The sequence below is a fragment of the Armatimonadota bacterium genome, assembly GCA_031459855.1.
Classification (GTDB): Bacteria; Sysuimicrobiota; Sysuimicrobiia; order Sysuimicrobiales; family Humicultoraceae; genus Fervidifonticultor; species Fervidifonticultor primus.
In genome coordinates this window covers 1765906-1783791 of sequence record JAVKHP010000001.1, presented here as the reverse complement: position 1 = coordinate 1783791, position 17886 = coordinate 1765906, and the positions used below count along the sequence as shown (strand labels likewise).

18 protein-coding genes are annotated in these 17886 nt (G+C 73.2%); 8 read left to right on the top strand and 10 right to left on the bottom strand.

The window, feature by feature from the left end; genetic code table 11:
- Positions 1-2: 2 nt before the first annotated feature.
- From QN157_08110 to QN157_08080, 7 genes are all read left to right on the top strand, one after another.
- On the top strand, positions 3-809 hold the full coding sequence (locus QN157_08110; protein ID MDR7555555.1) for an ABC transporter permease subunit: 807 nt from the start codon (positions 3-5) through the stop codon (positions 807-809).
- Between the two features lie 44 nt (positions 810-853).
- Positions 854-1627, top strand: a complete 774-nt coding sequence (locus QN157_08105) for an ABC transporter ATP-binding protein (protein MDR7555554.1) — start codon at positions 854-856, stop codon at positions 1625-1627.
- Positions 1628-2127: 500 nt separating this feature from the next.
- Positions 2128-3024 carry a sulfurtransferase gene (locus QN157_08100; protein ID MDR7555553.1) on the top strand — a complete coding sequence of 299 codons (897 nt, stop codon included), beginning with the start codon at positions 2128-2130 and terminating at the stop codon, positions 3022-3024.
- Between the two features lie 4 nt (positions 3025-3028).
- Positions 3029-4288: a YeeE/YedE family protein gene (locus QN157_08095; GenBank protein MDR7555552.1), complete on the top strand. Its 1260-nt coding sequence runs from the start codon at positions 3029-3031 to the stop codon at positions 4286-4288.
- Positions 4289-4525: 237 nt separating this feature from the next.
- Positions 4526-4756, top strand: coding sequence for a sulfurtransferase TusA family protein (locus tag QN157_08090; protein ID MDR7555551.1), 231 nt, complete (start codon positions 4526-4528; stop codon positions 4754-4756).
- A 9-nt stretch (positions 4757-4765) separates the two neighbouring features.
- A complete protein-coding gene (locus QN157_08085; protein ID MDR7555550.1) occupies positions 4766-5452 on the top strand; it encodes an HAD hydrolase-like protein in 687 nt (228 codons plus the stop codon).
- A 56-nt stretch (positions 5453-5508) separates the two neighbouring features.
- Entirely contained in the window at positions 5509-6426 is a 918-nt protein-coding gene (locus QN157_08080; GenBank protein ID MDR7555549.1) for a DMT family transporter, read from the top strand.
- A gap of 126 nt (positions 6427-6552) precedes the next feature.
- On the opposite strand, the gene QN157_08075 is transcribed toward QN157_08080, so the two are convergent.
- From QN157_08075 to QN157_08035, 9 genes are all read right to left on the bottom strand, one after another.
- Positions 6553-7746: an MFS transporter gene (locus QN157_08075; GenBank protein MDR7555548.1), complete on the bottom strand. Its 1194-nt coding sequence runs from the start codon at positions 7744-7746 to the stop codon at positions 6553-6555.
- Between the two features lie 189 nt (positions 7747-7935).
- Positions 7936-8622 (bottom strand): hypothetical protein, encoded by a 687-nt coding sequence (locus tag QN157_08070; protein MDR7555547.1) that lies wholly within the window; start codon positions 8620-8622, stop codon positions 7936-7938.
- Between the two features lie 26 nt (positions 8623-8648).
- Complete coding sequence (locus QN157_08065; protein ID MDR7555546.1) at positions 8649-10016, bottom strand: FAD-dependent oxidoreductase; 1368 nt, start codon at positions 10014-10016, stop codon at positions 8649-8651.
- Positions 10013-11521: a DUF4127 family protein gene (locus tag QN157_08060; protein ID MDR7555545.1), complete on the bottom strand. Its 1509-nt coding sequence runs from the start codon at positions 11519-11521 to the stop codon at positions 10013-10015. Before QN157_08060 ends, QN157_08065 begins: the two co-directional genes overlap by 4 nt.
- 66 nt (positions 11522-11587) lie before the next feature.
- On the bottom strand, positions 11588-12385 hold the full coding sequence (locus QN157_08055; protein MDR7555544.1) for a carbohydrate ABC transporter permease: 798 nt from the start codon (positions 12383-12385) through the stop codon (positions 11588-11590).
- Between the two features lie 34 nt (positions 12386-12419).
- Positions 12420-13307, bottom strand: a complete 888-nt coding sequence (locus QN157_08050) for a sugar ABC transporter permease (GenBank protein ID MDR7555543.1) — start codon at positions 13305-13307, stop codon at positions 12420-12422.
- Complete coding sequence (locus QN157_08045) at positions 13304-13789, bottom strand: hypothetical protein (protein ID MDR7555542.1); 486 nt, start codon at positions 13787-13789, stop codon at positions 13304-13306. The genes QN157_08050 and QN157_08045 overlap by 4 nt, the downstream gene beginning before the upstream one ends.
- A gap of 7 nt (positions 13790-13796) precedes the next feature.
- Positions 13797-15038: a sugar ABC transporter substrate-binding protein gene (locus tag QN157_08040; GenBank protein MDR7555541.1), complete on the bottom strand. Its 1242-nt coding sequence runs from the start codon at positions 15036-15038 to the stop codon at positions 13797-13799.
- A gap of 135 nt (positions 15039-15173) precedes the next feature.
- A complete protein-coding gene (locus QN157_08035) occupies positions 15174-16151 on the bottom strand; it encodes an asparagine synthase-related protein (protein ID MDR7555540.1) in 978 nt (325 codons plus the stop codon).
- Positions 16152-16577: 426 nt separating this feature from the next.
- Between QN157_08035 and QN157_08030 the strand changes: the two genes are divergently transcribed.
- Positions 16578-16925 carry a DUF4870 domain-containing protein gene (locus QN157_08030; GenBank protein MDR7555539.1) on the top strand — a complete coding sequence of 116 codons (348 nt, stop codon included), beginning with the start codon at positions 16578-16580 and terminating at the stop codon, positions 16923-16925.
- Between the two features lie 190 nt (positions 16926-17115).
- Here the strand turns inward: QN157_08030 and QN157_08025 are convergent.
- Positions 17116-17886 (bottom strand): NPCBM/NEW2 domain-containing protein (locus QN157_08025; protein MDR7555538.1); only part of this gene is annotated, 771 nt, incomplete at its 5' end.

The window sequence follows — 17886 nt, the reverse complement described above, 5'->3', positions numbered from 1 at the left end:
GTGTGCGCCACGCACTGGTAGCCTTCGCAACCCTGGCGGTGCTCTACGGCGCGGTGGCCCAGATCAGCAGCCCCTATCTGCCCCGGCGCGTCTGGATGGGGGCGCACTACATCGAGAACGTGGAGTTCCTACCCACCTACGGCTCCCTGGCGACCGAGACGGTCTTCCTGCTGCGCTCGGGGACCCTTATGGGCGGGGTCCTCGTCAGCGGCGGCCGGGTCCTGGCCGGCGTGCTGGCGGGGACCACAGTGGGGCTGGTGGTGGGGCTTGCGGCCGCGGCCGAGCCGCGGATGGGAGCCCTCCTGCTGCCCTGGGTGACGTTGGTGCGGTTTGCAGCGGCGCTGGCCCTCCTGCCGCTGTACGTGCTGTGGTTCGGAGTTGGGGAGTTGGCCAGGATCCTCCTCATCACCACCGGCGTTGGGGCCGTCGTCTCCCTGGGGGTGCTCCAGGGCGCCTCCGGCGTGCCGCGCGTCTACCTCGAGGCTGCCGCGGTCCTGGGGCTCCCCCGAGCCATGACGTGGCGTCGGGTGGTCTTGCCGTGCGCGTTGCCCGAGATCTTCTCCAGCGTGCGCATCGGGGTGGCCCTCGCCTGGACCACCATGGTGGTAGCCGAGCTGATCGACCCCCACTCCCCCAGCCTGGGCTACCTCCTCACGCTGGCGGCCACATACCCGCGCGTGTCGACGATCGTCATCGGCATCGTCGCCATCGGGCTCGTGGTGCTCGCCAGCGATCGCCTCTTGCTCGCCGTCCACGGCAGGGCGACGGGCTGGATGGCGAGGCGTGAGGCCCATGCCCATCTCGCATAGGGTACGGTTGGTCGCCCACGCGGCGGCCCGCGGCGCCGTGGCCCATGCCCATCTCGCGTAGGGTACGGTTGGCGGTCGCGGGTATCGGCCATACCTACGCTGGCCGCGTGCCGACCCGTGCCCTCGAGGGGGTCAGCGTGGAGGTCTTCGACCACGAGTTCCTGGCCGTCGTGGGCCCCGTGGGGTGCGGCAAGACGACGCTCCTGCGCATCATCGCCGGGCTCCTGCAGCCGACCGAGGGTCGCGTCCTCTGCGAGGGCCGTCCCGTGTCCGGACCGGGCCCGGAACGGGGCTACGTCTTCCAGGAGGAGGCGATCTTCCCGTGGATGACCGTCCGCGAGAACCTCGAGCTGGGCCTGCTGGCGCGGGACGATGGGGCGGCGGCCCGCCAGGCGATCGTCGACGGGCTGCTGGAGTTCACCGGCCTGGGTGCCTACGCCCGGGCCTATCCCAAAGAGCTGTCGGCGGGCATGAGGAAGATGGTCGAGGTGGCGCGCGTGCTGGCCACCGATCCATCGATCCTGCTGCTGGACGAGCCCTTCGGTCTGCTGGACGCGCAAACGCGCTCGCGGATGCAGACGGAGCTGCACCGCCTGTGGGAGCACCGGCGGAAGACGGTGGTCCTGGTGACGCACGATATCCAGGAGGCGGTCTTCCTCGCGGATCGCGTGCTGGTCCTCACGGCACGGCCCGGGCGCATCAAGGCCCACGTTGACGTCACCCTCCCCCGCCCGCGGACCGCCGCGATGCGTTTCGCCGCAGAGTTCTCGGCCCTCGAGCGGCGGATCTGGGAAGCGTTGGGTGGCCTCAGCGCGTAACGCCGCACAACCCACCGCCCGAATCGCCCCACGCCTGAGGCGCATACGTCCCCGGCCCGCCGTGGTGTCCCGATCTTGTGAAGCGGCGGGCAACAGGTCAATCATCTTGGCCCCGGCCCGCCAGGGGGTTGTATCGCGTTGGCAGCTGTGCTACCTAATGGCGTAAGCACGGAGACCGACGACGATGGGGTCCTCGACGAACCGTTCCCGCAGCACCCGCGAGCGCGGGACCGCCAGGCCGCGCGAGTGCATCTGTCCGTCGCGAAGGCGGTAGCCTTCGCGTTCCCCCCGACAACCGTCACACGACGTTGACGCGTATGGCCGGCGAGGGGCCGGCCGTGCGCCGCGTCTTGAATGGAATCGGCACCAGGGAGGTGACCTGGCAGATGCAGCGTGCAGGCAGAGCGTGGAAGATGCGTGGGGGCTTCTGGGTCCCCCTCTCCAGGACGGGTTCAACGGCCCGGGCAAGTGCGACGGTGTGCGCGACGTGGTGGCAGAGGATGCTCGCGATCGTACCGGTCTTCGTGACCATCTCGGTCGTGGTGGGCGCGCTGGCCCCTGCGGTGTCCGGCCAGCCCGCCGCCGGCCTGGGGCGCACACAGGCCCTGGTAAACGCCGCGTGGGTGGCCGCCCGCCTCACGCACCCGGCCGTGCGCCTGATCGACGTGAGCAGTACGCCCGGGGTCTACGCCCGTGGGCACATCGCGGGCGCCGTCTACGTGCACTGGCAGACGGACCTGACGGATCCCACGCATCCCGTCAAAGGCATGGCTCCCACCCGCGAGCAGTTCCAGGCCATGGCACGGCGGCTGGGCATCCGGAACGAGGACAGCGTGGTCCTCTACGACGACACCAGCAGCCTGTTCGCGGCGCGGGCGTTCTGGATCTTCAAGCTCTACCGCCACCCGCGCGTCGCGATCCTCGACGGCGGCAGCCGGCGCTGGGTCGCCGAGGGCCGGCCGCTGGTCACCGGCGGGAGCACGCCGACACCCTCGACGTACGTCGCGCCCCCACGGGACGAGAACATCCTCGCCACGACCGACTACCTGCTGGCCCGGCTGGGCAGCCGGCTCGTCTGCGACGCGCGCAGCCCGCGAGAGTACGCGGGCCTGGACGTGCGGTCGGCCCGCGGCGGTCACGTCCCGGGCGCCGTGAACATCGAGTGGACGGCCGCCGTCAACCCCGACGGCACGTTCAAGACGCCGGAGGCCCTGCGCGCCATCTACGGGCCGCGGTTCCCGCGGGACCGCGAGGTGATCGTGTACTGCCAGACGGGGGTGCGCGCGGCGCACACGTGGTTCGTGCTGAAGTACCTGCTGGGGTACCCCCAGGTGCGCAACTACGACGGTAGCTGGGAGGAGTGGGGCAACCGCACCGACACGCCGGTAGGACGGTAGCACGGTGAACGGTCGTCGCGAGCCTCCGGTGGTGTCGCTCGCCGCTGGCGCGATCGCCGCGCTCGGGGCGACGCTCGTGGCGGGCGTCCTCTGGGCGCATGCCGCGCCGGGCGACCCCCGCACGGGCGTTTTTTGGGCGTTTGGGGTCGCCCTGGGGTTCGTGTTGCAGCGCAGCAGGTTCTGCTTCGCCTCCGCCTTTCGGGACCTGTTCCTCTTCGGGTCTGGTCGCATCATGCGGGGCATCCTGGCCGGGCTGGCCGTGGCCAGTGCGGGGTTCGCCCTGCTCATGTGGCGCATGGTGCCGGATCCCACGCTGGGGATGGTGGCCCCGGAGGCGCACGCGGTTCCCCTCGGGCTCCACCTGGTGCTCGGGGGGATCCTGTTCGGGGTGGGCATGGTGCTGGCCGGCGGGTGCGTCTCGGGTTCGCTGTACCGCATCGGGGAAGGGTATGTGGCGTCCGCGGTGGCCCTGATGGGGATCCTGGCAGGGCTGGGGGCGGGTGCCCACACCTGGAACTTCTGGTGGCGCGCGTCCATTGCGCGCAGCCCGGTGGTGTGGCTCCCGGCGGCAGGCGGGTACGTGGGTGGCCTCGCCGTGACGTTCGCGCTGCTCGCGGTGGCGTACGTGCTGGTGGTGTGGCGGGAGACCCGCGCCGGGCTGCCGGCAGCACCGTCCCCTGTGGCGCCGGGCCCCGCAGCGGGGTCAAGCCTCGCCGCGCCATCGGGCGCGGGGCTCCTCGATCGTCTGGCAGTGGCGCTGGCGGCCGTGCTGGTGCGCGGATGGTCGCCGACGGCGGGGGGCGTGGCGCTCGGCGTGCTGAACGTGTGGCTCTACCTGGCGCACATGCCGTGGGGCGTGACCGGCGAACTCTCCCGCTGGGCCATCGGGGTGCTGGAGATCGCTGGCGTGGGGCCGGGCCCGCTCCAGGGGGCCGGCACGCTGTCGGGGTGCGCCCTGGTCGGCACGCGGGGCCCGTGGATCTCCCACGCGTTGACCCTCGACGTCGGCATGGTCGCCGGTGCCTTCGCGGGCGCGCTGCTGGCCGGCGAGTTCCGGATCCGCCGGCCCGCCGAGCGTCGGCGCTACGTGCAGGCCCTCGCCGGTGGCCTGCTGATGGGGTATGGTGCCTCGCTGGCCATGGGGTGCACGATCGGCGCGTTCTTCTCGGCGATTCCCTCGCTGGCCCTCAACGGGTGGGTGTTCGCCGCTGCGCTGGCGCTCGGGGCTCGGGTGGGCGTGTCGGTGATTCGCAGGATCGCGTAGCGTACACAGATGGTGGCGTTTGCTGGCACGGGGCTGCACTGGAGGCGTGCGGCAGGTCGCTGGAGGCCGCAGGGCGCGCGGCCGGTGGCGCGTGCTAGCACAGGACTACACCGGAGGCGTGCTCCACCTGCGGGAGGCCATAGCGAAAGCGCACGGCGGGGCACACCAACGCAGCGTTGTACTGGAACATTGCCCCATGCCCCAGGACGCCACGACGGAAAGGACGGTAGCACGATCATGCGTACACTGGATGTGCGGGGCGAGATCTGCCCCTACCCCATGATGAAGACCGTGGAGGTCCTTCGCCAGACGCCGCTGGAGGAGGCGGCGGTGCTGGAGGTGCTGACCGATCATCCGCCCGCGTTGGAGTCCATCCCCTTGTACGTCTCCACGATGGGGTACCGCTGCACCATCGACGACGTCGGCGGCGGGACGTGGCGGATCAGGATCACGCGCGCCGGGTGTTAGAATAAGTCCATGCCGACGCTGCTCCTCTTCGACGTCGACGGCACGCTCGTCCGCCGCAGCGGGGCCGCGCGCCTGGCCTTCGCCCGTGCCCTGCAGGAAGGCTTCGGCGTCGTCCCCGACCTGCGCGCGCTGGACACCGCGGGCCGCACCGACGCCCTGATCATACGCGACGTGCTGCGCAGCCACGGCCTGCCCGCCGCCGACGGTGCGCTGACCGCCCTGCGGGAAGGCTTCCTGCGCCACCTGGCGCAGACGGTCCGCGAGCAGCCGGGCGAGGTCTGTCCTGGCGTGCGACCGCTGCTCGAGGCGCTGGCGGCGCGGGCCGACATGTACCTGGCGCTGGGCACGGGCAACCTGGAACGCGGGGCCCGCCTCAAGCTGGCCGTCCACGACCTGGACCGCTACTTCCCCACGGGTGGGTTCGGCGACGACGCCCCCGAGCGCGCCGCCATCATCGCCGCTGGCATCGCCCGTGCCCGGGCGCACTACCGCACACCGTTCGACCGGATCGTCGTGGTCGGCGACACGCCACACGATCTGGCAGCCGCACGGGCCAACGGCGCGGCCTGCCTGTGCGTGGCCACGGGCGTCTACGGGCTCGAGGCGCTGCGCGCGGCGGGTGCGGCGTTGCTCTTCCCGGACCTCACCGACCTCGACGCAGTCGTGGCCGCGCTCGCGTCCGGCGCCCCGCCGTAGGCGGCCTGCAGCGCTGTCCTGATCCCGGCTCGGATCATGAGCGTCGCCGTCCCCTGATGCCGCGGACGCTCCCCCTGGACCGCCGCACGCTCATGGCGGTGGCAGCGACCCTGCTCACCTGGTCATCGGCCTACGCCGCGATCCGCGCCGGCCTGGACGGTTACCACCCGGTGCACCTGGCGGCCCTCCGGTACCTGATCGCCTCGACGCTGCTGGCCGGGCACGCGGTCGTCGCCGGGCTCCGCCCGCCGGCGTGGCGCGACCTCCCGGCGATCGTCGTCCTGGGCGCCACGGGCATCACGACCTACACGCTGGCGCTGGCTTTTGGTCTGCGCACCGTCACGGCCGGCGCTGGCAGCCTCATCATCGCATCGGAGTCGATCTGGATCGCGCTCTTCGCCGTGGCGTTCCTGCGCGAGCGGCTGACCGCGTGGGGATGGGTGGGCACCGTGCTGTCGTTCGGCGGCGTGGGGTTGATCGTCTGGAGCGAGAGCGGGAGCCTCGCGGTCGACCGCAACGCGCTGTGGGTGGTCCTGGCAGCCGTGGCCACCTCGGCGTACTTCGTGGGCCAGAAGCCGCTGCTGCGGCGGTACGCGGCGACCGCGCTGAACGCCTACTGCATCTGGGCCGGCACGCTCCTCATGCTGCTGGCCGCCGGCGGCCTGGTGGACGCGACACGCACGGCCCCGCGCACCGCCACCCTGGCCGCCGTCTACCTGGGCGTCTTCCCCACCGCGATCGGCTATGCCACGTGGACCTACGCCCTGTCGCGGGCACCGGCGGCCATCGTCGGGAACGCGCTGTACCTGATCGCACCGCTGGCAGTGCTCGTGGCGTGGGTGTGGCTCGGCGAGATCCCCTCGGGCCTCACGCTGCTGGGGGGCGCGGTGGTGCTGGGGGGCGTCTGGCTCGTGAACACGCGCGGCCAGGCGCCGCAGCAAGCCGGCGCAGCTGCGACCGCATCGCGCACCTGAGTGTCGCCCTCGCGCGCCCACGCGCCCTCCAGCGCCGCCCGCCTGCTGCGCCGCCCACACCCTCCGCGCCGCCCGCAGGAGACGCTCAGGGTGCGCGAGCCCGCGCCGTGATGCGCGCGTCGCGCGTCACGGCGCCGGCGCGTCGCGTGCGGCCTCTGCCACCTGTCGGCGCGCGGTTGCCGCCGCGGCGGGGACGGGGCGCACCCACAGCACGGCCCCGGCCAGCGCGACCGCGAGCCCCGCTGCCAGCACCACGGGCAGCACGGGGTCGGCCCGGTAGGCATAGCCGCCGACCACCACGCCAAGCGCCGCAAGCCCGGCCGCCAGCATCCCCGAGACGGCGAACGCCCGGCCGAGCACCTCCGCGGGCGCGTGCGCCCCGACCAGGGCCTGCCCCAGCGCGGCGGCGGGCGCCCGCGCCCGCAGGATCGACGCTACCGGCAGCAGCGCCGCCGGGCCGTAGACGTGCAGGGCCATCCCCAGCGCGTAAACCAGCAGCGCACCGACCAGGGCCGGGACGATACCCACCCGGTCGCCCAACCGGCCACCGATCGCGGTGAGCCCCACCCCGCCGACCGCGGTCATCGAGCCCAGGAACCCGATCTCCGACAGCGAGAGCCCCCGGACCTCGCGCAGGAACGGCGTGAGGAACGGCGCTGCTGCCAGCACCGCGACCGCGGGTCCCGCGACCAGCAGGAGCACGGGCAGCAGCGGGCGCAGCGCCGTCCACGTCAGCAGCACCGCGGCGTGCGCCGCACGCGGAGCCGGCGGCGCCCCGCGCACCTGCAGCACCATCGCGGTCGAGAGCAGGTAGCAGGCCGCGGCCAGCAGCAGGGTCGCGCGAATCCCCCAGCGGTCGGCGACGACGCCGCCCAGGGTCGGCGCCACCAGGAAGGCGGTCGACGTCACCACGCCCATGGCAGCGAAGGTGGACGCCAGGCGGTCGGGCGCGACGCGCTCGGCGACGAACGCGTGCACCGCGGGCAACCCGAAGAAGGTGACCTCGTACAGCAGCAGGCCCGGCAGCAGCCACAGGTGGGTGGGCGCGGCGGCCAGCAGCAGCGGCACCGGCGTGGCCGCCACCCACGAGGCGACGATGACGGTCCGGCGGCGCCAGCGGTCGGCGACGACGATGCCGAGCAGGTAGCCCGCGGCCAACCCCAGGTAGCGCAGGTTGAACAGCGTGCCGAGCTGCACCGGCGAGGCCCCGAGCTGGCGCGCGAAGATGGGCACCAGCTGCTCGTACAGGCCCAGCCCAAACGTCCACAGGAAGAGCGCCGCAAACAGCCAGCGCAGGTTGCGATCGTCCGGCACCGTCATGCGCCTCCGGGGGCGTGGCACCCTGCACGGTGGCCGGCGTCAGCACGAGGCCGTGGCTTCGGCACCGTCACGCGCCTCCGGGCGCGTCGCGCCAGCACGCCGTGCGGGCAGTCCTTCCGCAGCCCCTCATGTCGTCGTCGGACCACGTCACGGGCATGTCGTCCGCCTCCTGCCAGCAGGCCAGGGCGGTCACCGGAACAGCGCGTCCAACCCGCGCCGGAAGGCCTCGGTGGCCTGCCCCAGCGCGCGGGGCGTCCGTCCCGTCACCACCGCGCCGATCATCACCGCCCACACGTGCGGAACGGCGAAGTAGCGCGGCAGGTCCTCGGGGCGCATCCGGCGCTGGCTGGGCACGATGAGCCGACGGCCCGTCGCCTGCCCGAGCCGCGCCAGCGCCACCAGGTCGTCGGCCACGGGCTCGGCGCCGTAGCCGTCCGGCGGCACGAGCGCGGCCTCCAGCCACTCCCCCGGCAGCGCGGCGATCGCCCCGTAGGCCGCCACGGGGTAGTCGTGGGGCACGGCGGGCACCACCGGCACGCCCACCTCGTAGAGGAACAGCGGCAACCGCGTGATGTAGGCGTCGAGGAACGCGAACCGGCGCAACCGCGGCACCTCCTCGCGCGTCACCATCTGCTCCTCACCGGGCACGAGGCCCGTGGGCACGCCCAGCCCCAGGATCGTCTCCAGGCGCGGCCACTCGTCGTCCAGCGAGCCAAAGCGCACGCGCGCGGCGCGGTGGTCGACGTTGACGTGCACCTTGAGGAGGTCGGCGCCGGCGGTGACCGCGGCCCGGGCCAGGGCCAGGTCGTTGCGGGGCAGGCTCACGATCAGCAGCCCGCGGCGGTCAGGGATCGATGCGGCGGCGCCCTCGTACATGCCCCTCTCTGCCTCTCGCGACCGCCTCAGACGACGGCGCCCTGGGCGCGCAGCTGCGCCCGCAGCGCCTGCGCGTCGACCTCCCGCGGCGTGGCGCGCTGCCGGACGGCCAGCGCCGCCGCAGTGCCCGCCGCCTGCGCGATGGCCATGACGATCGCCGAGACCCGAAACGCCGCCGCGGCCTCGTGGGTAGCCGAGATGCACCGGCCGGCCACGAGCCAGTTCACGCCGCCGCGCGGCAGCAGGCACCGGTAGGGGATCGTGTAGTACTCGCCCTCGGGCAGGCGGCGGGCCACCAGGCGCATGGATGCCGGATCGTGGATGTCGATGGGGTAGGCGCCGCACGCGATGGCATCGTCGAACTTGCGGGCTCCCAGGACGTCGTCGGCAGTCAGCACGTACTCCCCCAGCACCCGCCGCGTCTCGCGCACGCCGATCTGGGCGGGGGTCTCGAGCACGTAGGCGTCGCCGAATCCGGGCACATGCCGGCGGAGGAAGTCGGCCACCGCGTAGGCCTGCCGGCGACCCTCCACCTCGGCCCGAGCCAGGTCGGCGCCGACCACGCCCAGTCGGTCGAGCACGCGCGTGGTGTTCACCACGGCCTCGCCCGCCCGCACGCCCTCGAACACCAGCAGGCGGTCGCGCGGGATCGTCCACTCGCCCCGGTCGCGCGCCGCACGGACCAGGCCGCCAAAGCCCGCAAAGCCCCGCGACGGCAGGCGCCGCAGCCACGCGACGTCGATGCGCTCGTGGATCCCCTGGCCGTGCTGGACCTCGTCGGGGTGCGCCGTCAGGTAGTCCATTACGGCCTCCCAGTCCACGCCGCCAAGGCGGAGCATCAGCGTCATGGGCTGCGGGCGTCCGTCGCCGGGCCGCCCGACCTCGAAGGGCGCGCCGGCCGCCGCCGAGAGGTCGCCGTCGCCCGAGGCATCGACGAACACCGACGCGCGCAGGTCCTTGGTCCCGTCCTTCTGCCAGACGCGAACGCGCTCGACCACGCCGTCGCGGGCCCGGGCGTCGAGGAACACGGTGTGCAGCCACAGGTCGACGCCGGCGTCCACGGCCATCTCCAGCAGCACCCGCTTGAGCCCCTCGTAGTCGAAGGGCGTGATCGACGCGCAGAAGTCGATAGGGTCGGGCACGTGGCCCGGCGAGGCGCCCAGGGCCTGCAGGCGGTCCACGATCTCCTGGGGAATGCCGCGTACCACCTGCTGCCCGCCGGCGTGGAACCCCATCATGGGCGCCACCATGGCAGCGGTCAGCGTGCCGCCCAGGAAGCCATACCGCTCGACGCAGGCGACCCGGACGCCCGCGCGCGCGGCCGCGATGCTGGCCACCGTCCCGGCCGGACCGCCGCCGATGACCACGACGTCGTAGGCAGCATCAGCGCTCACAGCGCGGCCAGCTCCTCGGGCAGCTCGACGTGGACCTCGAACAACCGGTCCCAGGGGAAGCTGAGCCCGCGCAGCGCAGGGCCACCGAAGACGCGCTCGACCGGCGGCAGCACCTTCTCCTGGAACCGGCGCAGCGCCGCCTCGCGCACGGCGCCGACGGCGGGCCCCAGGTGCCCGCCGTCGGCGCCCAGGTGCGGCACCACCTCACGCGCCAGGTACGGTCGCACGACGGCCTGGTAGCCCCAGTCGTCCAGGAGGCGGCGGAGCAGGTAGCGCCGGCGGAGCTCACGGTAGCGGGTGGGGCTCAGGCGCGCGCGGGCATGGTAGCTGAGCACGAGCTGGGCCACCACCGTCCCCAGGCTGTTGCTGCAGGTGTTCCAGCCTGCGTAGCCGACGAGGCCGGCGAAGTCGTCGCGCACCAGCAACGCGTTGACCAGCGCGTCGTCGGCACCGTTGGCGAACCGCACGTCGGCACACCCGCACAGGAGCCCCCGCCCGCTGGCCTCGGCCAGCGCGGTGGCCACGGTCCGCACCGGCGCCGGCGGCGCGCCGCGCTGGTCGACTGCCTCGCGCTGCTGCGCCCCGGCGAAGTTGTGCACCCACAGCAGCGCTTCGGCACCGTCCTCGGCCACCGGGCAGCCGGCGGCCTCCAGGTGCGCCATCACCGTCTCCTCCAGCGGTGCGGGCTCGTAGCGCGGGATGCTGCGCCGGGCTTCGGGGTAGGTGTAGCGCACGGCCACCCGGGGTCCGCGGCCGATCGTGTCGTTGGCCAGCCGCGCCAGCAACCGCGCGTTGAGCTCGTCGGCACCCGCGGAGATGTGCACCCGCGGGCTGCCCAGGCGCGCCCGCAGGCGCCGCAGCACCGCCAGGTCGGCGCGGGGGAGCCCGTAGGGCTCCGCGTCGTCCTGGCCGACGAGCAGCGCGCGCAGCGTGCCCTGCGCGGCCAGCAGCATCAGCTCGACGTTGAGGAGCAGCTGGCGGCGACGGCGGCGCAGCAGGTCGTCGACCACCGGCGCGGGCACCGTCTCCAGCGCGCGCAGCGCCTCGCGGACCCTGGCGTCGTCGCCCGTCTGCTCCCCGGCGTCCAGCCGGCTGGAGTACAGCCGCAGCGCGTCGCCGTGCGGCCCCCAGTACGCGGGTTCTTCGTCGGCGCCGCCGGCGGGAATGCGCGGGTTGACGGCGCTCAGATAGGTCGGCACCCGTCCGGCCAGCCGCACCAGGCGGTCCAGCCGCGCCCACAGGGCCTCCAGCGGGTCGACCGACAGGCGCGAGGCCACCAGCCCGCCGTGCAGGAGCACTTCAGCGGACGCCACCAGGGCATCGGCCGAGGCCGCCTCGCGCTCCACCCACCGCCACAGCGCGTCCAGGTCGGCGGGCTGCCGGCGATGCCCCAGCAGCTCCCGCGGCGGCGTGGCCCACGGGACGCCCAGCAGCGGCAGCAGGTCCAGCACGCCCTCGCGCGTGGCGGGCCGGTCGTCGAGCGGCACGAAGAGCAGGCGGTTCACGTCAGGCGCCACCGCCGGCCAGGCGTCCGGGGCGAGGGCCGCGGTCCAGCGTGCCGCGCGGACCGTTCACCGCAGCGCTCCCACCAGGAGCCCGCGCACGAAGTACCGCTGCGTGAACAGGAACACCACCACCACCGGCAGCGTCATCAGCACCGCGCCGGCGGCCACCGCGCGCGTGCTGTGGGCGAACAGCCCCGACAGGTACAGCAGCCCCACGGCCAGCGGGTACTTCTCGGGCGACTTCAGCACCACCAGCGGCCAGAGGAACGCGTTCCAGTGGGCGACGAACTCGAACAGCGCGAGCGTCGCCAGCGCCGGCCGCACCACGGGCAGCATGACCCGTCGCCAGATGGTCCACTCCGAGGCCCCATCCAGCCGCGCGGCGTCTTCCAGGTCCGCCGGCACGGCCAGGAACGCCTGGCGCAGCAGGAGGATGCCAAAGACGCTCACCGCGCCCGGCAGGACCACCCCCGCGTAGGTGTCCACCAGGCGCAGCCGCAGCAGCGTCACGAAGTTGACGATCAGGCCGATGTGCCCGGGCAGCATCAGCGTCGCCAGCAGTAGCCCCGTGATCAGGCGGCGCCCCGGGAACTCCATGCGGGCCAGCGGGTAGGCCGCCATGGCGCACAGCGTCACCTGCAGGACCACCCCGGCCCCGACCAGCACCAGCGTGTTGGCGAAGAACCGCGGCAGCGGCATCGTCTGCCAGACGGTGGCGACGTGCACCAGGGACGGCGGCCACGGCCACAGCGCCGGCGGGAACCCAAAGACCGGGCCGCGGGCCCGCAGCGCCACCGCCGCCAGCCACACCAGCGGGAACGTGGTGAAGACCGCGAGCGCCACCAGCCCCGCGTAGCGCACCACCGGGGGCGGGCGACGGGCACGGCGGGACAGCGCGTCAGTAATAGGTCCACCCCCCGTGCCGAAACAGCCGGAAGGTCACCGCCGAGAACACGAGCACGGCGGCCGCCAGCACGACGCCCAGGGCGGCGGCGTAGCCCAGGTCGAGCTGCTGGAACCCCTTGTCGAACATGTAGTAGAACATGGTGTACGTCCGGAACATCGGCCCCCCGCCGGTCATCACGTAGATCTCTTCAAAGACCTTCAACGCCGCAATGGCGCTGATGGTCGAGGCCAGCAGGATCGACGGCCGCAGCAGGGGCAGCGTGACCCATCGGAAGACCTGCCACCGCGTGGCGCCGTCCACGGTCGCGGCTTCCTCATACTCCGGGGAGATCGCCTGCAGCCCCGCCAGGTAGATCACCATGTAGTATCCCAGGCCCTTCCACAGCGTGACGAACATGACGGCAAACAGCGCCAGGTCCGGGTGGCCCAGCCACGCCACCGGCCGCGCCAGCACGCCCAGACGCAGCAGGACGAAGTTCACGAGGCCGTCCTGCTCGTACAGCCACCGCCACAGCAGCCCGGCCACGACCATCGACGTCACCACGGGCAGGTAGTACGCCGCGCGCAGCCAGGCGATCCCCCGTAGCGGCACGTTCACCGCCACCGCGAGCCCGATGGACAGCGCCTGGAGCACCGGCACCACCAGCAGGTACTTCAGCGAGTTCCCCAGCGCGATCCAGAAGAACCGGTCGGCAACGAGCGCGCGAAAGTGCGCCAGCCCCACGAACCGCGGCGGCGAGATCGCGTCGTAGTCGAACAGCGCCAGCAGGGTGCCGACGGCCACCGGGTAGAACGTGAACAGCCCCAGCAGCGCCAGCGCGGGCGCGAGGAACAGGTAGGCCGTCGCGGCGCGGCGCCAGCGGCGCGCGGCGACGGTCACCGGAACGCCGGGCCGGGAGCGGCCGGGGGCTCCACGACGATGGCATCCCCGAGGCGGATCCACCCCTCGCCCGTCGTGGCCACGACCCGCGCCAGGACTCCCCGCCGGCCGCGGAGGGCGTCGCGCAAGGCATACGGATCGGGGACGCCCAGGTACCGACCCACCACCTCGCACGGCTCGCAGGGCATCGTGACCTCCAGGGTGGCCTCGCCCACCCGCAGCCGTGTGCCTGGCGGCAAGCGGTCGAGCCCGGGCAGGTCCACGGTGAGCTGCTCGCGCAGCCCCCCGGGCGGCAGGTCCAGCGCGGCCAGCGTGCTCCGGTCGACGAGCAGGACCTGCCGTGCCGTGTCGGGCCGCCCCTTGCCGTGCACGTCGCCCTCGAGGCCGTGCCCGACCAGCGCCTTGGCCTGCGGCACGGGATCGGGTGGCTGGCGGTGCGCCCGCAGGAGGTAGATGCCCAGGACCTGCCCGAAGGAGGTCACGGCCGCCTCACAGCCGCGCGTTCCACTCGGCCACCGCCCAGTCGAGGGCCGCCTGGGGCGTGCGCCGGCCGTAGAACGCGCTCTCGATCGCCTCGCGGAAGATGCGGAACAGGTCGCCCTGGTGCGGCACGACCACGCTCAGGTCGCGCGCCAGGGGCAGGTCGGCGGCGGCGACCCGACGCGCCACGGCTTCGGGGTCCGCGCCGCCCTGCCGGAAGAAGGGGTCGGCCGCCGCGCGCCGCGTCGAGGGGAAGACCACCACCCGTCGGCTGAACGCCAGCTGGTTCTCGTCGTTGGTCACGTACAGCGCGAACGCCACCGCCGCGCGCACGTGCCGGCTGGCGCGGGGGACCGCCAGCGTCATCGTCGCCAGGTGCAGCGTCTGCCCCTTGCCCTTCGGGTAGGGCGCCACGCGCGTCTGGACGTAGACCTCGGGGTTGTCGGTCTTGACCCGCAGCAGGAACTGCGGGCCGGTCATGAGCATCCCGAGCCGCCCGGCGCTGTAGCGTTCGGTGGCGCCCAGGTACCCGCGGCGCAGCGTGTCTTCGGGGAAGTAGTCCTGCCGGAACAACGCCACGTAGCGCGCCAGGTAGGCCACGTGGGCCGCGGAGTTGAACACGGCGCGCCGCCCGTCGGCGCTGAGGATCGGCAGCCCCGCTTCCTGGAAGCGGTGCAGCATTCGCACGCCCTCGACGTTGGGCATGAACCCGTAGATGCCGGTGCGGTCCTTGATCTGGCGGGCGTGCGCGATCATGGCGTCTTCGGTCGCGGGCGGGCGCTGGGGGTCCAGGCCCGCCCTGCGGTAGAGGGCGGCGTTGTAGGCGACGACGTTGGGCACCACGTACCACGGCACACCGTAGGTGCGCCCATCCAGCCGTGCCGAGCGCCACAGCCCCTCGAAGTACCGCGCGCGGACTTCGGGTGGGGTGGCCGCGTCCATGTCGACCAGGGCGCCCCGCTGCGCCAGGCGGACCGTCATCTCGGTGTTGAGGTTCACCACGTCCGGGGGCACGCCACCGGCGAGGGCGGCGAGCAGCTTCTGCTCGATGGCCTGGAACTGCACGTCGACCCAGCGCACGCGGACGCCCGGGGTGGCCCGTTCGTAGGCTGCGATCATCGCGCGGACGTAGTCGGTGAAGAACGGCTGGAGCGCGATCGTCCAGAACTCCAGCGTGGCCTCGGATGTCGCGGCCGCCGGTCCGGCCACGGCGAGGGCCAGCGCGAGCAGCAGCACGCTGCCCGTCAGCATACGGATGTGGCCCCCTCGAGCGGTGGTCCGCACCGCGTCTGGCCACGGCATGCTCGGGCCCCGGCTCATCGTCACGCTGGTTCGGGCGCGCGCGCGGCCAGTCCTGCAGGCCGCCCCGCGCAGCGCGGCAGACCGTCAGGCGGGCGTGGCGTCCAGCACGTGGAAGGTCGCCAGGCGCCCGTCGGCTGCGGGCTGCCACTCGACCGTGATGGGATGCGCGAACTCCGGGGCCAGGCGGCCGTGCTCGACCCAGTAGCGGCCCCGGGCGTCACCGGCGAGCGCGGGGCCGGCGCGCACGACCAGGCGCAGGGGCCCGTCGACGACGCGCACCTCGTCCAGCACCGGGAGCGCCCGCAGGGCGGCCTCCACCGCCGCCCGCACCGGGCCGGGCGGCGTCGGCCGGACGTTCACCAGGGCCACGTTCCGGCGCAGCGGCCCAATGATCTTCACGTTGGCCAGCTCGGCAGGCCAGCCGACCGCCGCCAGGGTCTGCAGCAACACCTCGTTGGCCTCGGCCACCGCGCGGCCGTGGTAGTCGGGGTTCACCAGCGGCTTCAGCAGGTGCTTCAGCTTGCACCCCTCGCGGCCGGGCGCCTCACCGATGCGTGGGATCCGCAGGCCGAGCTCGGCGGCCAGCGCGCGGATCTGCGGCTTGTCGAGGTCCAGCAGGGGCGCGTAGAAGCCGTCGTGCACCTTCAGGCCGCGCTGCCCCCAGGTGTCGCTGCGGTTGGAGCCCGTCAGCACCAGCCGCCCCCGGGCGGCAGCCCGCACCAGCCCCAACTTGATCTCCCGGGTGCAGCGGTTGCACGCCGGGCCGGCGCGCTGCACCACGTGCTGGAGCCGCTGGCCCAGCAGGCAGCGCTGTGCCAGCCCCAGCTGCTCGGCCATCTCCAGGACGATCTCGTTGCCGCGGCGGTAGTTGTAGGCGCCCATGTTGACCGTGACCAGCAGCACCGACGGCGCCCCCAGCGCCTCCTTCGCCAGCGCTGCCACGGTCGACGAGTCGAGCCCGCCGCTGAACGCGACGACCACGGGGCGGCCGCCGGTCACCGCGCGGATCTCGTCGATCAGCCCGGCGGCGAGCGGTGAGCGCACGGTCGAGGCGGTGGCCATCGCGCTTTCATTATAGGCGCATACAGGCGCATCGGTAGGCGGTCGACGTCTCAAGCGGACGGGCACACGACGGCAGACGTGTCTTTCGAATTGCAGGCGCGTGGACGTCTCAAGCGGCGTCTCCACGAGCGTGTCCAGGGGCGTGTCATATGGACGTCTCTGCAGGCGTCGCCACAGGTACCGCTCAACACGCCCTACGAGCGCACGTCGGACCAGCCGGTGCAGGCGAGCTGGATACCGCTACCGCCCGGTCTGGAGCGACGTGAGGCGGCAGGAAGTCAGGGCCGCGGTGCGAAAGACGCTGGGCGCATGTGCTCGCGCGCGTACGTTCCTGCGCGAGGAGATGCCGCATCGTCAGGTGGTGCGAACCACACCGGGCGCGCGTGCACGCGTGGCACGTGCGCACTTCGCCTGCAGGAGGCGTCCATGAGCACATCGCCATCGGACCAGTCGAACCGCCTGCTCGCCGCGCTCGCCTACCCCATCTGGCTGGTGGCCCTCGTCATCGTCGTCAGCGACCTCAAGAAGGACCCGTTCATGCGCCACCACGGCTGGACGGCTCTGTTCTGGGGGATCGCCTGGTTCGCCCTCTGGGTCATCGCCACGATCCTCTCCGGGATCCCGTTCCTGGGGTTCTTGATGGGCGTGCTCACGTTCCCCGTGCTGTGGCTGGCCTGGCTGATCCTGTCGGTGTACTACGCCGCGCAGGCGTATCAGGGCAAAGCGTTTACGATCCCCCTGGTCAGCGACTGGGCGAAGAAGTACGCGACGTAGCGACGGGGATCGGGCGTCCTGCCTCCCCCGCCTGCAGGCGGCGCGGCCTCGGGTTCAACCCCGCGCGGTTGGCCGCGCGGCTGCCGGGCCGATCGCGTCGCGCAACGGCGGTGGAACGGCCCTCGCGCGCTCCGGTGGCGGGACCCCGGGGATGCGCGCGCCGGGGGGTGGCGCCCGCACCGCTGCGACCTCAGGGACGCTCCTGGCGCGCGGGGCCGTCGCCGGCTGCCGGTGACGGCGCGGACGGTGTCGGGGCACCAGCGGGTGCCGGCACCAGGTGTGGATCGGCCCAGATGACGCCCACGCCCCGGGTGTAGAACGGATCCGTCGCCCTGGCGATCAGCTCCAGCTCGACGACGCCAGCGACGTCGACGTCGATCACGTCGGGCGCGTCGCCAGCGCGCTTGAGTGCGCCCGCAAACAGCGTGACCCCGTCGCCCCGCACCTCGAACGACGCGGTGACCTCCGGGGGCGCGCCGTCCTCCAGGCCCGCCCGCGCGCGGAAGCGCGCGTACCGGCCTCCCAGCCGGTAGACCACCCGCCACTCGCGATCGCGCCGGCTGCGTCCCTGCCACCAGTTGCGGTACTCGACCAGGGCGCGCCGATAGACGACACCGGCCAGCACCACCTGGTCGAGCCGGTTGTACTGCGTGACGCCTGCCAGCGCGGGCAACGTCACCAGGTACACCGCGCCGGGTCGCGCGGCGGGCGTGGGGATGCTCCGCGGTCGCTGTGCGTCCTGCAGCCGGACGATCCACTGCGGCGCAGGCGGCGAGCGTCGTGGCGGTGCCACTGGCGCCAGGGCCACGCGCAGGGCGACGCGCTCTCCCGGACCCAGGCGAATCCGCCGGATCACGGGCCGGAAGCCCGTTTTCGTGATCCTGAGCGCGTAGACGCCGGGCGGCACGCCGTCGAGCGTCAGGCTGCTGGCGCCGACCCGCCTGCCGTCGAGCTCGATCCA